The organism is Polaromonas aquatica (assembly GCF_042659145.1).
GTDB lineage: Bacteria > Pseudomonadota > Gammaproteobacteria > Burkholderiales > Burkholderiaceae_C > Polaromonas > Polaromonas aquatica.
Genome location: NZ_JBHSRS010000083.1, coordinates 149,753 through 167,273 on the forward strand (window position 1 = coordinate 149,753; position 17,521 = coordinate 167,273).

16 protein-coding genes are annotated in these 17,521 nt (G+C 60.8%); 14 read left to right on the forward strand and 2 right to left on the reverse strand.

The features are described 5' to 3' along the window. Positions 1-21 precede the first annotated feature (21 nt). The 7 genes from ACFQND_RS19890 to ACFQND_RS19920 all read left to right on the forward strand — a co-directional run bounded on the left by ACFQND_RS19890 (position 22) and on the right by ACFQND_RS19920 (position 7,115). Entirely contained in the window at positions 22-819 is a 798-nt protein-coding gene (locus tag ACFQND_RS19890) for an SDR family NAD(P)-dependent oxidoreductase (protein WP_371438122.1), read from the forward strand. A 105-nt stretch (positions 820-924) separates the two neighbouring features. Continuing rightward, a complete protein-coding gene (locus ACFQND_RS19895) occupies positions 925-2,094 on the forward strand; it encodes a 2-hydroxyacyl-CoA dehydratase subunit D (protein ID WP_371438123.1) in 1,170 nt (389 codons plus the stop codon). A gap of 28 nt (positions 2,095-2,122) precedes the next feature. Beyond that, positions 2,123-3,478, forward strand: a complete 1,356-nt coding sequence (locus ACFQND_RS19900) for a 2-hydroxyacyl-CoA dehydratase subunit D (RefSeq protein ID WP_371438124.1) — start codon at positions 2,123-2,125, stop codon at positions 3,476-3,478. Positions 3,479-3,543: 65 nt separating this feature from the next. Then, positions 3,544-4,482 carry an acyl-CoA dehydratase activase gene (locus ACFQND_RS19905; protein ID WP_371438125.1) on the forward strand — a complete coding sequence of 313 codons (939 nt, stop codon included), beginning with the start codon at positions 3,544-3,546 and terminating at the stop codon, positions 4,480-4,482. Positions 4,483-4,501: 19 nt separating this feature from the next. Then, positions 4,502-5,656: a CaiB/BaiF CoA transferase family protein gene (locus tag ACFQND_RS19910; protein ID WP_377414419.1), complete on the forward strand. Its 1,155-nt coding sequence runs from the start codon at positions 4,502-4,504 to the stop codon at positions 5,654-5,656. Then, on the forward strand, positions 5,653-6,444 hold the full coding sequence (locus ACFQND_RS19915) for an enoyl-CoA hydratase/isomerase family protein (RefSeq protein WP_371438127.1): 792 nt from the start codon (positions 5,653-5,655) through the stop codon (positions 6,442-6,444). Before ACFQND_RS19910 ends, ACFQND_RS19915 begins: the two co-directional genes overlap by 4 nt. Further along, on the forward strand, positions 6,444-7,115 hold the full coding sequence (locus tag ACFQND_RS19920) for a transglutaminase-like domain-containing protein (protein WP_371438128.1): 672 nt from the start codon (positions 6,444-6,446) through the stop codon (positions 7,113-7,115). The genes ACFQND_RS19915 and ACFQND_RS19920 overlap by 1 nt, the downstream gene beginning before the upstream one ends. Before the next feature lie 143 nt (positions 7,116-7,258). Here ACFQND_RS19920 and ACFQND_RS19925 read toward each other — a convergent pair whose 3' ends face one another. Further along, a complete protein-coding gene (locus ACFQND_RS19925) occupies positions 7,259-7,627 on the reverse strand; it encodes a MarR family winged helix-turn-helix transcriptional regulator (RefSeq protein ID WP_371438129.1) in 369 nt (122 codons plus the stop codon). 307 nt (positions 7,628-7,934) lie between these two features. Here ACFQND_RS19925 and ACFQND_RS19930 point away from each other — a divergent pair, with 307 nt between their 5' ends. Genes ACFQND_RS19930 through ACFQND_RS19955 form a run of 6 tightly spaced genes read left to right on the forward strand, consistent with a single transcriptional unit; the run spans position 7,935 to position 14,745 of the window. Then, the gene (locus tag ACFQND_RS19930) at positions 7,935-8,705 is read left to right on the forward strand and encodes a glucose 1-dehydrogenase (protein WP_371438130.1); all 771 of its coding nucleotides are present in this window, start codon (positions 7,935-7,937) and stop codon (positions 8,703-8,705) included. A gap of 10 nt (positions 8,706-8,715) precedes the next feature. Then, entirely contained in the window at positions 8,716-9,513 is a 798-nt protein-coding gene (locus ACFQND_RS19935; protein WP_371438131.1) for an enoyl-CoA hydratase-related protein, read from the forward strand. Positions 9,514-9,568: 55 nt separating this feature from the next. After that, on the forward strand, positions 9,569-11,140 hold the full coding sequence (locus ACFQND_RS19940) for a long-chain-fatty-acid--CoA ligase (protein WP_371438132.1): 1,572 nt from the start codon (positions 9,569-9,571) through the stop codon (positions 11,138-11,140). A gap of 26 nt (positions 11,141-11,166) precedes the next feature. Then, positions 11,167-12,630, forward strand: a complete 1,464-nt coding sequence (locus ACFQND_RS19945) for an enoyl-CoA hydratase-related protein (protein WP_371438133.1) — start codon at positions 11,167-11,169, stop codon at positions 12,628-12,630. Positions 12,631-12,636: 6 nt separating this feature from the next. Continuing rightward, positions 12,637-13,833 (forward strand): acyl-CoA dehydrogenase family protein, encoded by a 1,197-nt coding sequence (locus ACFQND_RS19950; RefSeq protein WP_371438134.1) that lies wholly within the window; start codon positions 12,637-12,639, stop codon positions 13,831-13,833. Positions 13,834-13,842: 9 nt separating this feature from the next. After that, positions 13,843-14,745 carry an SDR family oxidoreductase gene (locus ACFQND_RS19955; protein ID WP_371438135.1) on the forward strand — a complete coding sequence of 301 codons (903 nt, stop codon included), beginning with the start codon at positions 13,843-13,845 and terminating at the stop codon, positions 14,743-14,745. Positions 14,746-14,803: 58 nt separating this feature from the next. On the opposite strand, the gene ACFQND_RS19960 is transcribed toward ACFQND_RS19955, so the two are convergent. Beyond that, positions 14,804-15,787 (reverse strand): Bug family tripartite tricarboxylate transporter substrate binding protein, encoded by a 984-nt coding sequence (locus tag ACFQND_RS19960; RefSeq protein ID WP_371438136.1) that lies wholly within the window; start codon positions 15,785-15,787, stop codon positions 14,804-14,806. A 131-nt stretch (positions 15,788-15,918) separates the two neighbouring features. Here ACFQND_RS19960 and ACFQND_RS19965 point away from each other — a divergent pair, with 131 nt between their 5' ends. Next, positions 15,919-17,493 (forward strand): AMP-binding protein, encoded by a 1,575-nt coding sequence (locus ACFQND_RS19965; RefSeq protein WP_371438137.1) that lies wholly within the window; start codon positions 15,919-15,921, stop codon positions 17,491-17,493. The last annotated feature ends 28 nt before the right edge of the window (positions 17,494-17,521 follow it).

Consider the following 17,521-nt stretch of genomic DNA (forward strand, 5'->3'; position numbering starts at 1 on the left):
CACATCACCAGAAAGAACTCCATGCCACAAGATGAAAGACCCCCCGCTCGCGCACTCACCGAAAGCCACGTGCTGATCGTTGGCGGCACCGCCGGTGTTGGCCTGGCCACCGCCATACAGTTCGCCCTCGCGGGATCCCCCGGGATTGCCCTCGTCGGGCGAAATGCGGAACGGGGCCGCCAGGCCTGCGCCGAAGTTCACGCTCACGCCCCCGCCGCCAGGGTGGAGTTCATCGCCGGCGACGCCAATGACCCGGCGCAAGCCATGCAGGCGGCAGACAAGGCGCGCCAGCATCTGGGCCGCATTGACGTACTGGTCAACTCCACCGTAGCCGCCATCGTGCCACGCCTGCTGCACGACACACCCGTCGAAGACATCGCACCCATGCTGCTTGGCCAGATGCTCGCGCCCCTCCTGATGAGCCGTATCGTGCTGCCCTGGATGCGAGAGCAGCGCAGCGGACTCATCGTCAACATCGCCTCGGATGCAGGCAAGCTGGCCACGCCAGGCGAATCCGTGATTGGCGCGGCCATGGCCGGCATTGTGATGTTTTCGCGCACGCTGGCCATGGAAGCCAAACGGGACGGCATCCGCATCAACACGCTGACACCGTCACTTATAGAAGGAACACTCACTTATGACCGTGTTACGCGCGATGGATTCAGCGCCAAGCTATTTGAAAAGGCAGCCCGCATGGCAAGCCTGGGATTGACCCAGCCGGAAGACCTGGCCCACCTCATCTTGTTTCTTGCAAGACCAGAAGCCGTACGCATCACGGGCCAGACGATCAGCCCCAATGGCGGCATCTCAGCCGCCTGATTTTTTTCAGGTTAATCCCCAGCTTGACTTGGTGAGTATTACTCACTATATTATTCAAAAGCAGCCAGTTTTCCTGCATACACACAATTACCGGAGACCCCAACGATGAACAAGATCCTTGAACAACTTGCCGCCGCTGCAGCGGCGCCCGGCGCAAGCGCCGTCGCCTGGAAACAGGCAACCGGCGGCAAGGTCGTCGGCTCGTTTCCCATGCATTTCCCGGCCGAGGCCGTGCATGCGGCGGGCGCACTGCCCATGATCCTGCAGGAAGCGGAGGACCCCATTACCGTCGGGCATGCATCGATTTATCCCTTTTACTGCGGTTACACGCGCAGCCTGGTTGACCAGGCCGCAAAAGGCGACCTGGGCTTCGTTGACGCCATCATGTTTGGCGACCATTGCGTGCAGGTGCTGAGCGCGGCGGACATGATGCGCCTGCGCATGCCCGAGACCAAGGTTCATTTCTACCAGCTCATTCCCTCGCTGCGTGATGCCTGGTCGGAAGAAAATGCGGTGCGCATCCTGCGCCGCCTGATTGAAGGCCTCGAAGAGACACTGGGCGTCACGGTCACGGAAGAAGCATTGCACGCCAGCATTGCGCTGTTCAACGAGAACCGCCAGCTCATCCGCAACCTTTATGCGCAACGCCGCGCAGGCACGGTGAGCCTGAGTTCCAGCGAGATGCAGCATATCGTCAAGTCCAGCATGGTGATGGACAAGGCCACACACAACCGGATGCTGCGCGAATTGACCGCCCAGTTGCAAGGCACAGGTGACGGCAACGTCGGCAAAGTACCCCTGTACCTGTCCGGTCACCTGTGCCAGGCGCCCAAGCTTGAAGTGCTGGACCTGATCGAGCAGTGCGGCGTGACGGTAGTCGATGACGACCTGTACCACGGCTACCGTTATGTATCTACCGACGTGGACACCCGCGGCGATCCGGTGCTGGCGCTCGCCCGGTGGTACATCGGCCGCAATTGGGGCGCGCCCTGCCCGACCCGCATCGACCCCAAGACCGACTGGGACGAATGGCTGCTCAAGGCCGTCGGCGCCTGTGGCGCCCAGGGAATGATCGTGCTGATGGCCAAGTTCTGCGAACCGCATTACTTCTACTACCCGCGCATCAAGAAAACTTTCGAATCCAACGGCATGCCGCACCTGCTGGTTGAAACCGAGCACGAGATGGTCGCAGCGGGCAACATCCGCACACGCGTCGAGTCCTTCGTCGAAATGATCAAGCGGCGCAATGAAGTCAATACCGCGGCAATGGCCTGAGTACAAACCCAAACTGGAGAAATTCGCAATGAACACAAGCACCATCGAGGAACCGGTCGTCAAGCGGTCCAACCGGCTGAAGGCGACCAAGCTGAACAACAAAATGGTCACCGATTACTGGGAAGATCTTTTCAAGGCCAAGGAAAACGGCAAGCTGGTATGCTGGTATGAGGGCGTGGCCATTAACCCCATCCTGCAGGCCGCCGACATCGCCTGGTGCCATGGCGAGGCAGCCGCCGCACTGATGGCCGCCCGCAATGAAGAAGGGCCTGCGCAAGAGGCCGCCGAGGCGGCGGGCTATGACCGCGAGTTGTGTTCCTACGCCCGCACCCACATTGGCTGCGGCATCTTGAGCCAGCGCTCGACCGAAGAAGCCAAAAACATCATGCTGCCAAGCGACCCGGCCGAGCGCCGCAGCCTGGCCTCTCGCATTCCCGTGCCCGACATGATCATCAGCGCCTATCCGTTTTGCAGCACCGGTCAGCAGTGGGACGACATGATTTACCGCCAGTTCGGCAAGAAGGTTCCGGTATTCAACATTTCGCTGCCCTGGATCTGGGGCAACAAACCCTCGGCCAAATACATGAGCGGTCCCGAGTACCGTGAGTCGGTCGACTTTCTTGTGCAACAGTTGCGCGGCTGCATCAGCTTTATCGAAGGCATCACCGGCAAACCCTTTGATCACGACAAACTGCGTGAAATCATGGGCTTTATCAAGAAGGCCGCCGAAATCAAGATCGAGGCCATGCGCCTGTGCAATGCCAAGCCTTCTCCTGCCAATTTCTTTGAATGGACGAACAGCATTGCGCCCGTCAACTTCCTGCCCGGCAACCAGGACATCGTGGATTACTTCACCATCAAAAGAGACGAGATCCAGGACCGTGTCAACAACGGGATTGGCTCGGTCCCCGTTGAGAAGTACCGCCTGTTCTGGGACGGCATCATGAACTGGAACAAGATCGGCTGGCTGTCCGACAAGATGGCCGGTTATGACGCCTGCATGGTGGCCGGGCGTTACACCCACATGGGTTTCTGGCACGAAACCGAAGTGATTGACCTGAGCGACCCGCTGGACGGCATGGCGCAAAACTACCTGACCTGCCCGATCAGCATTTCAGCGCCGCAGATGATAGACAAGGTCATCGAACACTGCGAGTTCTACGACATTGACGGCTTGGTGCTGCACGGTGCACGTACCTGCCGCGCTTTCTCATACCCACAGTTCATGCTCGCCGAGGCCGTTACCAAGCGCCTGGGTATCCAGACCTGCATGTTCGAGGGCGACATGGTTGACGAGTCCTACTACAAGGACGAGGTCGTCAACAGCCGCGTGGAGGCCATGCTTGAGGCGATCGAAGCGCGCCGGCAGCGCAATCGCTTTTAAATTGGTTGCGGGCAGTGCTTGCGGCGGGGCTGTAGCAGCCCGTCCCATATATACCAGGAGTTGTCATGACAACCTATGTACTCGGCATTGATTTTGGGTCCACCACGGGCAAGGCCGTCATCCTCGATGATGAAGGCGCGGTAGTCGCTTCCTGCGTCTCGCAAAAAGGGGCGGTCAGCGATGAAGGGGTGAAGCACGCGCTGGCGGGCGCGCTGCAGGAGGCCGGCATCACGCTTGACGAGATCAAACGCTGTGTCGCCACGGGTTATGGCCGGCGCATGCTGGACCTCGCCGACCGCACGATCACCGAGATCACCTGCCACGCGCGCGGTGCAGTGGCCCTGGTGCCCGAGGCCCGCATGGTGATCGACATTGGCGGGCAGGACAGCAAGGTGATTGCAGTGGACTCCGGCGGACTGGTGGCGCAATTCGCAATGAATGATCGCTGCGCCGCAGGCACGGGGAAATTCCTGGAAGTGCTGGCGCGCGCTGTCAACGTCGAGATAGAAGACATGGGAACAATGGCTTTGGCTGCCACCGAATCCGTGAAGGTCACCAGCATGTGCGCCACTTTTGCGGAAACCGAAGTCATCGCGCTATTGGCTGAAGGTTGCGCCAAACCCGTCGTTCTGGACGGGGTGCATGCGGCCGTGGCCAAACGCATCGTCGGGCTGGTCTCCCGTGTCGGGCAGCGCGACCCCATCGTGATGACCGGTGGCGTTGCGCGCAACATCGCGGCCATCAAGCATATTGAGGAAGCGCTCAATACAAAACTCATCATTCCCAGCCACCCCCAGGTCGCCGGTGCGCTGGGCGCCGCGCTGTTCGCGCTGGATGACCTGCGCCAGGAAGGCGCCAGCCGCCGCCAGCAAGACCTGAAAGTCGAGGGCGAAGTCGACCAGCTAATGACGGCCGGCATGATGTGCGCGCCTGCATGTGCACAAAAAAGCAGCCCGATCACATTCAAGACGCGCAACCCGGCTGCTGCGTCCGTCACACACTGAACCACAAAAAAAAGGCAAGATGGCTATGGCTGGACCGCTGCACGGTATTCGCGTGATTGAAATGGCCGGCATGGGCCCCGGCCCGTTCTGCGGCATGCTGCTGGCCGACATGGGTGCGGATGTCGTTCGTATTGAGCGCCTGGCGGCATCGGATCGCGGGATTGATTTCCCGTCCCGTTTTGACCTGCTCAACCGCAACAAACGCTCCGTGGCGATCAACCTGAAATCCGAAGAAGGCCGGAACAGCCTGCTGCGACTTATCGGCAATGCCGATGCCTTGACGGAAGGCTTCCGGCCCGGCGTGATGGAAAAACTTGGATTGGGCCCGGACGACTGCCTCCGCATAAACCCAAAACTGGTCTATGGCCGTATCACCGGCTGGGGGCAAAACGGCCCCCTGGCGCCTGCTGCCGGGCATGACGTGAACTACATCGCGCTAGCCGGCGCCCTGCACGGCATCGGCCCGGCCCATGGCAAGCCCGCCGTGCCGCTCAACCTGATCGGCGACTTCGGAGGCGGCGCGCTCTTCCTGGCCATGGGTATGCTGGCGGCCATCATCGAAGCGCGTAGCTCCGGCAAGGGTCAGGTGGTTGACACCGCCATGGTTGACGGCGTGGCCAGCCTGATGACCATGCAATACGCACTCCTGCAAATGGGTATGTGGAAAAATCCGCGCGGTGAAAACCTGCTCGATGGAGGCGCGCCCTTCTACGACGTTTACGAGACCTCCGACGGTCTGCACGTTTCCGTCGGAGCCGTCGAGCGGCGCTTTTACGAAGAGTTGCTGGAACGCCTAGGCCTGAAAAATGAAACCTTGCCCAAACAGAACGATCAAAACGGCTGGACGCGGCTGCGCGAACGACTGGCCGGGATTTTTGCCAAACGCACACGCGATGAATGGTGCACGCTGCTGGAAGGCAGCGATGCATGCTTTGCGCCCGTTCTCAGCCCTCATGAGGCGGTGACCCACCCCCACAGCGTGGCACGCGGTGTTTACACCGAAGTGGACGGCGTCATACAGCCGCAGCCAGCCCCACGCTTCAGCCGGACACCTTCCTCTTTGCGCAATGCACCACCTGTGCCGGGAAGCAACACGGCACAGACCTTGGTGGACTGGGGTTTTACAGGCGATGAGGTTGCCCGCTTACAGGCGCTAGGCGAGGTAGCGGCATGAGTGCCCTGTCATGCATGCGTGTCGAGATGCAGCAAGGACTGGCCATCATCAGCCTTTGCCAGCCGGCACGCGGCAACCCCTTCGACGGCAAATTTACACGCGACTTCAAACAGGTGGTGCTGGACCTGTGGGACAAGCCCGCACTGCGCGGTGTGCTGCTGCGCGCCGATGGCGAAAACTTCAGTTTTGGCGGCGACCTGAAGGCCCTTTACCCGCAGCGCGACGGGCTCGGCTCTCTGGTACGCAACTGGACCAGCGACCTGCACATGGGCCTGCAACGCCTGTGGGAGTTGCCGGTACCCGTGGTGGTTGCGGTACAGGGTTGGGCCATGGGCGGCGCTGCCGCCCTACTGGCGGGCTGTGACATGGTGCTCGCGGGCGAATCAACGCGCATTGGTTCGGCATTTTCCAGGATAGGTTTCAGTTGCGATTCCGGCTCCAGTGTCACATTCACATCGCGCATGGGCGCCGCGCGGGCGCGCCGGTTTGTCCTGCTCGGCGAGGTGCTGGACAGCCAGGCCGCGCTGCAAGCCGGCCTGGTGGACCGCGTGGTCCCGGATGTCGAACTGCAGGCCCAGGCACTGGTGCTCGCGCAGGAGCTGGCCGGGGGGCCGACTGTGGCCTACGGCGAGATCAAGCGTTTGTTCCTGCGCGCCGGGGCCTTGCAGTTTGCGGCGCAACTCGAAGACGAGGCCCTGACGCTGGCTCGCGTGGCGGGTAGCGCCGATGCGCAGGAAGGTGTTGCGGCCCAGGCAGAACGCCGCAAGCCGGTCTTCAGGGGCTGCTGATGCATATCACCGATATCTCTGCCGCGCTTCGTCCTACCGCGATGGTGGACTCCAGTCACGCCGCGGTCGTGGCGTTCGCCCAGTCTGCGGTGCACAATGCAGCGGACGACCGCGAGCGTGCCGTGAACCTGTATTACGCAGTGCGCGACAACTTTCGTTACGACCCCTACAAGATCGACCTGTCGGTTGATGGCCTGAAGGCCAGCCGCACGCTGGCGGACGGCTTTGGCTGGTGTGTGACCAAAGCCACATTGCTGGCAGCCGCATGCCGTGCTGCAGGCGTGCCCGCGCGGGTGGGTCTGGCGGACGTGCGCAACCATCTGTCGACCGCGCGGCTGCGCGAAGTCATGGGTACCGACATGTTCTATTGCCATGGCTACACGGCCATCCAGATTGGCGGGCAGTGGCTCAAGGCAACACCCGCATTCAACAAGGAGCTTTGCGACAAGCTGCACCTTCATACGCTGGAGTTCGACGGCACAGCCGACTCGATCTATCACCCCCTGGACCTAGCTGGCCAGCGCCACATGGAGTATGTCAATTTTCGGGGTGAGTTCGATGAAATCCCGCGCGACGAATTGCTCCAGGTGTTTGCCGAGCACTATCCACGCATGCAGCGTCTTGACAACGCGAGCTGGGAGCAGGATGTGACATTTGAAGAGAAGGGTTGAATCCCGCTGCCGCTGGATTGGTGGCAGCCCAACTGCCCTGACGCGGGGCGTTTAGGAAATTTGTGCGGCCTCCTGTCGGGCCGATGACTATGAGCAGTCCGGATGGGGTGCGTTTGGGTTCAAGGCCTGCGCTCGGACCTTTTTCAGACCTCGGTAGCCTGGAGATAGGCCAGCAGGTTGACCTTGATCGCTATCAATGCAGCAGCCGTTGACTCAAGTTTGTCATCACCCAGACCCGCCAGAATCTTCTCGTTCATGCCGTGATTGATCTTGCGCATGCTGGTGACCAGCCGCTGGCCTTCCGCCTCGAGAAACACACGGTTCACGCGGCGGTCAGACGCATCAGGTTCACGCCTGAGGAATCCCGATTTTTCGAGCCGGTCAATCAGCCCACCTATAGCCACTTTGCCGATGTCAAGCTCTTCCGCCAGCCGGGTCTGGGGCATGCCGTCTTCACGCGACAGGTAGGCCAGCACCCACCATTGCGCACGCGTCACATTCAAAGGTTTCATGCAGCGGTCGAAAGCACTGCGGCGCAGGCGTGAAACATCGTGGATCAGGTATCCAAGCCGGAGCTCCCAATCAATACCGTGATTTTTTTTGACCATAACACCTCACAGCCAATATGACCCATTAATTACAATATGTTTGCATACATTTTATCAAAACCATCAAAGGAAAAAGAAACTGGCACACAGAAATAACAGGGAAAACCCCAATCAATTCTGCATTAAATTGATTGCCACCATATAGTTCACTAGCTTATCATTATTGCTGCATTAGCTTGATGCGTTTCTCGAACCAACACAGGAGATCCCGATGCGAGGCATCCAGGACAAAACCGCCATCGTGACCGGCGCCGGCAGCGGCATCGGCCAGGCCATTGCACATCGACTGGCCACCGAGGGCGTCACGGTCGGCGTGTTTGACATCCGCGCCGAGGCGGCCGGGCAAACAGTGAGCGCCATCAAGGCGGCCGGCGGCAAGGCCGTGGCAGTTACCTGCGACATCACCGACTACAGCGCCGTTGTCAAGGCGGTATCCGAATTCGAAGCCGCCACCGGACGCGGGACCGACATCCTGGTCAACAACGCCGGCTGGGACACACCCATTCCTTTCCTCAAGACGGATGAAGCTTTCTGGAAGAAAGTCGTGTCCATCAACTACTTCGGCCCCCTGCACATGACACACGCCGTGGCACAAGGCATGTCAGCCCGCAAGGCCGGGCGCATTATCAACATTGCCTCGGATGCGGGCCGCGTAGGCTCGTCGGGCGAGGTGGTGTATTCAGGCTGCAAGGGCGCCACCATCGCTTTCGGCAAGGCTCTGGCGCGTGAAGTGGCGCGCAGCAACATCACGATCAACACGGTCTGCCCAGGCCCGACGGACACACCGGCCATGGACTCTTTTGTCGGCACCGGAGAACAGGGCCAGAAGATCCGTGACGCGATGGTGCGTGGCGTGCCTCTTGGCCGCATCGGGGTGCCCGACGATTACCCCGGACTCGTAGCCTTCCTGGCCAGCGACGACGCGGCCTTCATCACCGGCCAGACCATCAGTGTCTCTGGCGGTCTCACCATGCACGGTTAAGGAGATATCCATGAGCAAACAATACAAAGACATCCTCTATGAAGTGAAAGACGGGGTCGTACATGTCACCATCAACCGCCCCGAGGTTTACAACGCCTTTCGCAACCAGACCCTTGAAGAGCTGATCGACGCACTGCGCCGCGCCGATGAAGAAAAATCCGCCAATGTGATGGTGCTGTCCGGTGCGGGAGACAAATCCTTTTGTACCGGCGGTGATCAAAAGGTGCATCTGAGCGAAGATGGCCTGTATGGCCCGCGCGGCACGGTGGGCATGCCGATCGAAGAAATGCAAACCGCGCTGCGCGACCTGCGCAAGGTGTCCATTGCCAAGGTGCAGGGTTTTGCCATCGGGGGCGGAAACGTCTTTGCGACCATGTGCGACCTCACCATCGCATCTGAAAAGGCCACATTCGGCCAGGTCGGTCCCAAAGTCGGTTCGGTTGATCCGGGCTGGGGTACGGCCTATCTGGCGCGCATCGTCGGTGAGAAAAAAGCGCGTGAGATCTGGTTCCTGTGCCGCCGCTACAGCGCCGCAGAGGCCGCGGCCATGGGACTGGTCAACAAGGTGGTTGCGCACGAGCAGCTGGATGCCGAGGTTGAGCAATGGTGCAGGGAAATCAACCAGATGAGCCCCACCGCCCTGACCATCGCCAAAAGATCCTTCAACGCCGACAGCGAGAACATACGCGGCATAGGCTTTATGGGCATACAGACCGTCAAGCATTACTACCAGTCGGAAGAGTCCAAAGAGGGTGTGCGGGCATTCAATGAAAAACGCAAGCCGGACTTCAAGAAACATGTGACCTGAAAGACCGGAAGGAACCCGGCTCGCAGCGTCAAGGAAAACCAAGGAGGCAAGCATCATGTGGCTTCATGCAGATATCCAGTCGGTGCCGGACATCGTGCGTCACTATGCACGCACCACGCCGGGCAAAACGGCGCTCATCGAAGGCAAGCGCAAGCTGAGTTTCAGCGAGCTCGACACCTTGACCAACCGCATCGCGCGCGTAGTCACGCGGCACGGCGCTGGCCCAGGCGCGGTTGTTGGTTTTTTCGGGAAAAACTCTATCCCATTTTTTGAGGTTCTGATGGGCGCCGGAAAAGCCGGTTGCACCCTCTTGCCCTTGAACTGGCGACTGGCGACGGCGGAACTGATTCCCATCGTCAACGATGCCCAGCCAACACTGGTGTTTGTGGACAAGGAGTTTACGGCAGTGATGGAGGCTGTTCGCGATGGGGCAGCCATGCCTTTCAGGATCGTGGTTTTCGACTCTGCCGCACCGGGCGACAGCGGCCTGACTGCGTGGTGCGGAGACGCACCCGCGACCGACCCCGGCATGCCCGAAGACCCGCGATCAATCGCGTTGCTGATGTACACCTCGGGCACGACCGGTCAAGCCAAGGGTGTCGAGATATCCCACCAGGGGCTCAATTACATGCGCCTGTGCGAGCACTTCGAACCGGTGTTCCAGTGGCGCGCCGACGATGTATTGCTGATGGTGATGCCCAACTTCCATCTGCTGGGGGCGGCGCTCCCGGTGCAGTCCATGTACAACGGCTCCACCGTGTCCATACTCCCGGCACTGGATCCGGGCAAGCTGCTCGGGCTGGTGCAGACCGACCGGCCAACCATTCTGGTGCTGGCGCCGGTGGTGATACAGATGATGCTGGACCATCCGGCCGCAAAGGATACCGACTTCTCTTCCGTGCGCCTGACCATGTACGCCGGTTCCCCCATCAATGCCCAATTGCTCAAACGCGCAATGGTCGAGATGAAATGCCAGTTCATGCAGTTTTATGGCGCGACCGAAAGCTCCGGCGCCATCACCATCCTGCGTCCCGAGCAGCATGACCTGAATCGGGAGGACAAACTCAAGTCCTGCGGCACACCACTGCCATTGATAGACCTCAAGGTCGTCAACGCAGCCGGCGACGAGCTGCCCGATGGCGAGATCGGCGAGTTCCTGGTGCGCTCCCCATCGCTGTTCGCGGCCTACCGCAACCAGCCTGAAGCCACCGCCGCCGTATTAAAGCGCGGCTGGTACCGTACCGGCGATGCCGGTTACCGCGACACCGACGGCCTGCTGTACATCGTGGACAGGGTCAAGGACATGATCATTAGCGGCGGTGAAAACATTTATTCAGCCGAAGTCGAACAGGCACTGCAGAAACACCGTGCGGTGGCGATGTCGGCGGTCATAGGCGCACCCGATCCGCGCTGGGGCGAGAAGGTGGTGGCCGTGGTCGTGCTCAAAAAAGACAGCCCGGCAACGGCGGAGGAACTCATGCAGCACTGCCGGACGCTGATCGCTGGCTACAAGGTGCCCAAGGACATCCGCTTTGCCGATGCATTGCCCATCAGCCCGGCCGGCAAGATCCTCAAGCGTGTGTTGCGCCAGGAGCTTTGGGCAGGCCAGGACCGTACGGTCGCTTAAACACCTTGCAACATGGAGCACCCTTTTTGATCACGCAGATTCATACCACCCTGGAGCCGGACGGCATCCTGCTTGCGACCATCGACATGCCCGGCAAGAGCATGAACGTTTTTTCGGTCGAGTTGATGGATGCGCTCGACATGTTGATGGACCGCGTCGACAGCGACCCGGCCGTGCAAAGCGTGGTGCTGACCTCCGGAAAATCGGGCTTCTTGGCGGGCGCCGACCTGGTCATGGTGCGCGGCTATACCGATGCCGCCCGTACCGCGGGCGCGGATGCAATGTTTGAGCTGTGCGGACGGCTGGGCCGCCAATTTGTCCGGCTGGAAGCTTCATCAAAACCGTGGGTGGCCGCAGTGAATGGCATCGCCCTGGGAGGCGGGCTGGAACTCGCGCTGGCCTGCCGCGCAAGGCTGGTCGCCGACGATGCTCGCACGCAACTCGGGCTGCCTGAGGTACGCTGGGGCCTGTTGCCCGGCGCCGGAGGCACGCAGCGTTTGTCCCGCCTGGCCGGCTTCGAAACGGCCATGGACATGTTGCTGAGCGGCCGCTCCATCACGCCGGCCGATGCTGTGCGCTTTGGCCTGTTTACACAGGCGGTGCCGACCATACGGCTGCTGGACGAGGCCATGGTTGTCGCACGCGGATTGCAGGGCAAGGTGTATGACGCCACAGCCAAGTTCCCGCAACTGGCACAAGAAGATGTTCCCGCGCACAGCGAGGCCGAGGCGCACGCCATCGCCTCCCGGCACGGCATCAGCGGGCAGGACTTTGCCGACTACCCGGCCTACAGCGCCATCATCGACAGCGTACTCAAGGGTGCGCGCCTACCGCTGGCTGAAGCCACTGCGGTGGAAATGCACCAGTTCCTGCGCCTGATGTTCAATCCGGTGGCGGGCAACATGATAGGCACGCTGTTTCTGGAACGTTTGCGCGCCGAACGGGAACTGGCGCCGCCAGCCGATGCGCGCATCGAACGCATGGGCCTTGGAGCCATCAGCAGCGCGCGGCAAGCCTGGGCCGATGCGCTGGCAAAAATCAAGCTGCCGCAGGCGGCTGATGCAGGCCTGCCCGCCGATACGCTTGAACTTGTCGACCAGCACGGCAAGCGCCATCGCATCGCCTTACGTGTGCTCGCTGAAGCAGCCAATACAGCCCCGGCTATACCTTGGGCAGTACTGGCGCCATCCGGACCTTACGGTCGCGTACTCGAAATCATCGCGGCCCAGGGCGGCAGCGCCGTGGCCGCCACTGTCCTGTCCACACAACTTCGGTGCCTGCCCTGGCACACCCCCGGTCCGCTCAGCATATTGCAGGGCCTACGCGGCCAGCCTATCGAGCAGCAGCAGCGCCTGGCCAGCGCGTATGCGGCGCAACCGGACACCGGCGATCCGGTTTTTCTGGATGTCGCCGCTTGCCTGGCCGGTGTCACACCGGCCTGGAGCGGTGGCCCCTTCACCTCGCTGACCCAATCCACCCCCGAAAGGTAATCCAACGTGTTAAAGCGTGAACTATTTAATGAAGACCACGAAGCGTTCCGCAGCATGGTGCGGCGCTTTATTGAAAACGAGATCGCGCCCCACCACGCCGCCTGGGAAAGCGCCGGCATCGTGCCGCGCGAGCTGTGGCTGAAAGCCGGTGCGGCAGGCATGCTGTGTTGCACGGTGCCGGAGCAATATGGCGGCGCCGGCGCCGACTACCTGTTCGATGTGGTGGTGTTTGAAGAAATGGCACGCTCGGGCTTTACCGGCCCGGGCTTCATGATTCATTGCGACCTGGTGGCTACCTATATTTCCGCTTTCGGCAGCGAGGCCCAGCGAAAACAGTGGCTGCCGAAAATGGTGAGCGGAAAAGCCATAGGCTCCCTGGGCATGACCGAACCGCATGCCGGCTCGGACCTGAAGGCGATCCGTACCAGGGCCGTACGCGATGGCGACGACTATGTCATCTCCGGGCAAAAAGTTTTTATCTCCAACGGCCAGCTCTGCGATGTGATCGTGCTTGCAACCAAGACCGACATCGCCGGCGGCGCGAAAGGCGTGACGCTGTTCCTGGTCGATACCAGCCTGCCGGGCTTCAGGCGCGGCAAAAACCTGAGCAAGCTGGGCATGAAGGCGCAAGACACCTCGGAGCTGTTTTTTGACGACGTGCGCGTTCCCGCCTCGGCGATGCTGGGCGAAGAAGGCAAGGGCTTCGAGCTGATGATGACCAAACTCGCGCAGGAACGGCTGGCACAGGCGATACGCTCGGCCACGGTGGCTGAGACAGTGATTGAATGGACAGTGGACTACACCTCGCAGCGCAAGGCCTTCGGAAAAACCATTGCGGATTTTCAAAACACCCAGTTCAAGCTGGCCGAACTCAAGACCGAAGCCGTGGTGGGCCGGCAGTTTGTGGACCGGTGCATAGACGCCTTCATGAGAGGCGAGCTGGACGCAATTGATGCGGCGATGGCCAAAATGTGGCTCACCAACCTGCACTGCAAGGTCGTTGACGAATGCCTGCAGCTTTTCGGCGGCTGGGGTTATATGTGGGAATACCCAATTGCCCGTGCTTACGCCGACGCACGTATCGTCAAGATTGCGGGCGGCTCCATAGAAGTCATGAAACACATCATAGGGCGCCAGATGTTTGCCGGATTGAAATCCGGCAGGGATGCCGGGGCATCCGCCGCCGCCAAACACCAGGCCTAGGAGAGCGTCTTGCCCGCCACCCCGTTTCGAGCCGACGCCCTGGCTGGTAAACGCATCCTGATCACGGGCGGCGGCACCGGCCTGGGCAAGGAACTGGCACGCCAGTTCACCGCACAAGGCGCATCCGTCCACATCTGCGGGCGCCGGGAAGCCGTGCTGCAGGGCGCGGTCGCTGAACTGCAGGCCGCTGCGCAGCATGGCGGCAGCGCCCAGTACCATCTCTGTGACGTGCGCGATGCCGATCAGATCGAGGCCATGGTGGAAAACATCTGGCAAGGCGGGCCGCTGACGGGCCTGGTCAACAACGCTGCCGCCAACTTCATCTCGCCGTCAGTGGAGATCAGTCCGCGTGGTTTCGAGGCGGTGCGCTCCACCGTCATGGACGGCGCCTTGTTTGCCACACTGGCCTGTGGCCAGCGCTGGATTGCCCAGGGCTTGCCGGGCTCGGTAGTCAGCATGCTGGTGACCTGGGTCTGGACCGGTTCGGCCTACGTTTTACCCTCGGTCATGGCCAAGACTGCCGTCCATGCGATGACCATGTCGCTGGCGGTCGAATGGGGACAGCACAACATTCGCGTCAATGCGGTGGCGCCAGGCCCATTTCCAACCGAAAGCGCCTGGGAAAAACTCGCGCCGATTCCAAAAGCCAATGTGGGCGCTGCTTCAAAGGACGAAGTGCCTATGCAGCGCTTCGGCCGCATGCACGAATTGTGCAATCTGCTGACCTTTCTGCAGGCCGACGGCTGTGAATACCTCACGGGACAAAACATTGCCCTCGATGGTGGCCACCATCTGGCCGCCCCCAGCACCTTCGCCGCATTGGGCCGGTTGACGCCAGACGACTGGGCCGAGGCCAAGTCGCTGGTGCGCTCTCGTGCCGAAAAGGAAAAGGCCCAGCGCAATGTCAGCTGATGCTTGTGCGCAGATTTGGAGCTGAAGGCGGCCTTTCCTGATGTGCGTTCACCTCCGCTTAATCAACTATCGCTCCGGATGATTTGACCAGCGGCATCCATTTCTGGATTTCCGAATTGATAAATGCCGCATAAGCCTGCGGGCCAAGCGGCGCTGGATCAGCCCCGATATCGCGAATTTTCGAGACCACCGACGGATCAGCCAGGCCATTGACAATCTCCAGTCCCATGCGGTCGATGATGGCCTGCGGCGTACCTGTCGCGGCTGAAATGCCATACCAGCTGGAGATGTCAAAGTCCTTGATACCGGCCTCCTGCATGGTCGGCAGGTCCGGATTGCCCGGTGAACGCACATTGCGTGTCACGGCCAGCAGTTTGAGGGTGCCCGCCTTGGCGTGCTGTGTGTACAGCGGCAGGTTGTCCATGGAGAACAGGACTTCACCCGCCAGCAACGCATTCAGGTTGGCAGCAGTGCCCTTGTAGGGTACATGCGTCAGTTCAACACCTATGCGCTGACCAAACAACAGTGAGGACAGGTGCGAACTTGTTCCCGAGCCGGCCGAGCCAAAGAAGCCCTTTTTGGGATTCGCTCGCAGGTAGGCGACCAGGTCTGCCACCGAGTTGATACCCCGGTCCGAACGTATGGCCAGGGCATTGGAGAACGTCGCTATGCGGGCGACCGGCGGCAAATCCTTTTTTGGATCAAAGGTCGGCTTGCGATACAGGCTGACACCTATGCCGTTGGTGGCAACGTTGCTGATAAAAAACGTATAGCCGTCCGGCCTTGCGCTGTTGGCCACGGCGGCGGCCGTCATGCCGCCGGCGCCAGGATGGTTTTCGATGAACAGGTTCTGTCCCAGCTTGTCTTTCAGGCGAGTCTCAAGCACACGCACGAAAATATCGCTGCCTCCGCCGGGCGCCCCGGCCGAGATAAAACGTATCGGCTTGCTCGGCCACGCGTCTTGCGCAAAAACCCCCTTTGCCAGTGCGCTGCAGCCCAATGCAAAAGTACCTGCCAGAACCTGGCGCCGGGAACCGTTCATGTCTTTGTCTCCTGTGCATGGGCGCGTGGCCCATGATTGTTGTTGATCGGAATATCAGCTCGGATGGCGGCAGTGTAGTATGCTCACAGTTAATATGCAACCACACCATTTATTTCCAAGGGAAAACCACGATGACCTTCCTGCATGAGTGGGCACTGACCCAGCCGCAAAAGATTGCCGTGCAGATGCAGGGCACCGACCAGGCCCTTAACTACCGGGAGCTCGACGAGCGGGCCAACAAGGTGGCGCACTGGCTGCTCTCGCTGAACCTGGCGGAAGGCTCCGTGGTAGCCCTGCTTCTCGAAAACAATCTGCGCACGTTCGAGTTATGGTGGGGCATCCGGCGCGCCGGTTTGTATTATGTTCCCATCAGCACCTTGCTGACGGGCCATGAAGCGGCCTATATCGTTCGCGATTGCGCCGCCACGGTCCTGATCAGCAGCCTCGCAAACACCAGCCTTGCCGCGGACACGCTGGGTGCCCTCGGGGACTATGCCCCCGCGCACCGGTTCATGGTCGACGGGCAGGCCGATGGTTTTGAACCTTATGAAATTGCGGTGGCAGCTTGCTCCGCGAGTGCGGACCTGCCCGAACGTTCGGTTGGACGCGAGTTCATGTATTCATCCGGCACCACCGGTTTCCCAAAAGGCATACGCCGCCCCCTGCTGCCGTACGCCCGGCGCCGTGAGCTGCCGGAGCTGGAAAAAAGGTTGAGGGCCATGTTCCAGCTGGATGCCGGATCGGTCTTCCTGTCGGTTTCCCCGCTTTACCACGCCACGGGCCGCTTCAATATCCGGGTCATCGAATGCGGAGGCACCTGCGTCATCATGCGCAAGTTCGACGCCGAAACCGCCCTGGCGGCCATCGAACGCCATCGCATCACCCATGGGCATTGGGTGCCCACCATGTTCAGCCGCATGCTGGCACTCGACCCGGCCGTCCGTGCCCGCTACGACCTGTCGAGCCAGCGTGTCGCCCTGCATGCAACGGCGCCCTGCCCCAAACATGTGAAAGAAGCCATGATCGGCTGGTGGGGCCCCATCATCAACGAGTATTACGGCGGCTCCGAGAACGTGGGCGTCACCTACATCGATGCCGGGCAATGGTTGTCCCGCAAAGGTTCCGTCGGCAAGCCCATATGCGGCGAAGTCCACATCATGGCCGATGACGGCGAGGACAGGGAACTCGCTCCCGGCGAGATCGGGCTGATCTACTTTAACGGCGGCGTCGGATTCCAGTACCACAACGACACCCAAAAAACGCAATCCGTCTTCAACAGGCGCGGTTGGGGAACCTACGGCGACATGGGCCACCTGGATGAGGACGGGTTTCTGTTCATGAGCGATAGGCGCACCGACCTGATCATCTCCGGGGGCGTCAACATCTATCCGCAGGAAGCGGAGAATGTATTGCTGACACACGGCTCGGTCGCAGATGCGGCAGTCATCGGCGTTCCAAATGAGGACTTTGGCCAGGAGGTCAAGGCCGTTGTCCAGTTGAAGGCCGGCCTCCAGCCCTCCACAGAACTGGCGGGCGAACTGGTTGAATATTGCCGCGAGCAGCTATCGCGCATCAAGTGTCCCCGCACCGTGGATTTTGCTCATGAGCTTCCCCGCAGCGAAAACGGCAAGCTGCTCAAGCGGGTACTGCGCGAGAGGTATGCCGCCCCCTCGCCTTCAACCGCGGCTGCCGCACAGGGCTGCTGATACGTCAGGTACTCCGGCGATGACTCGC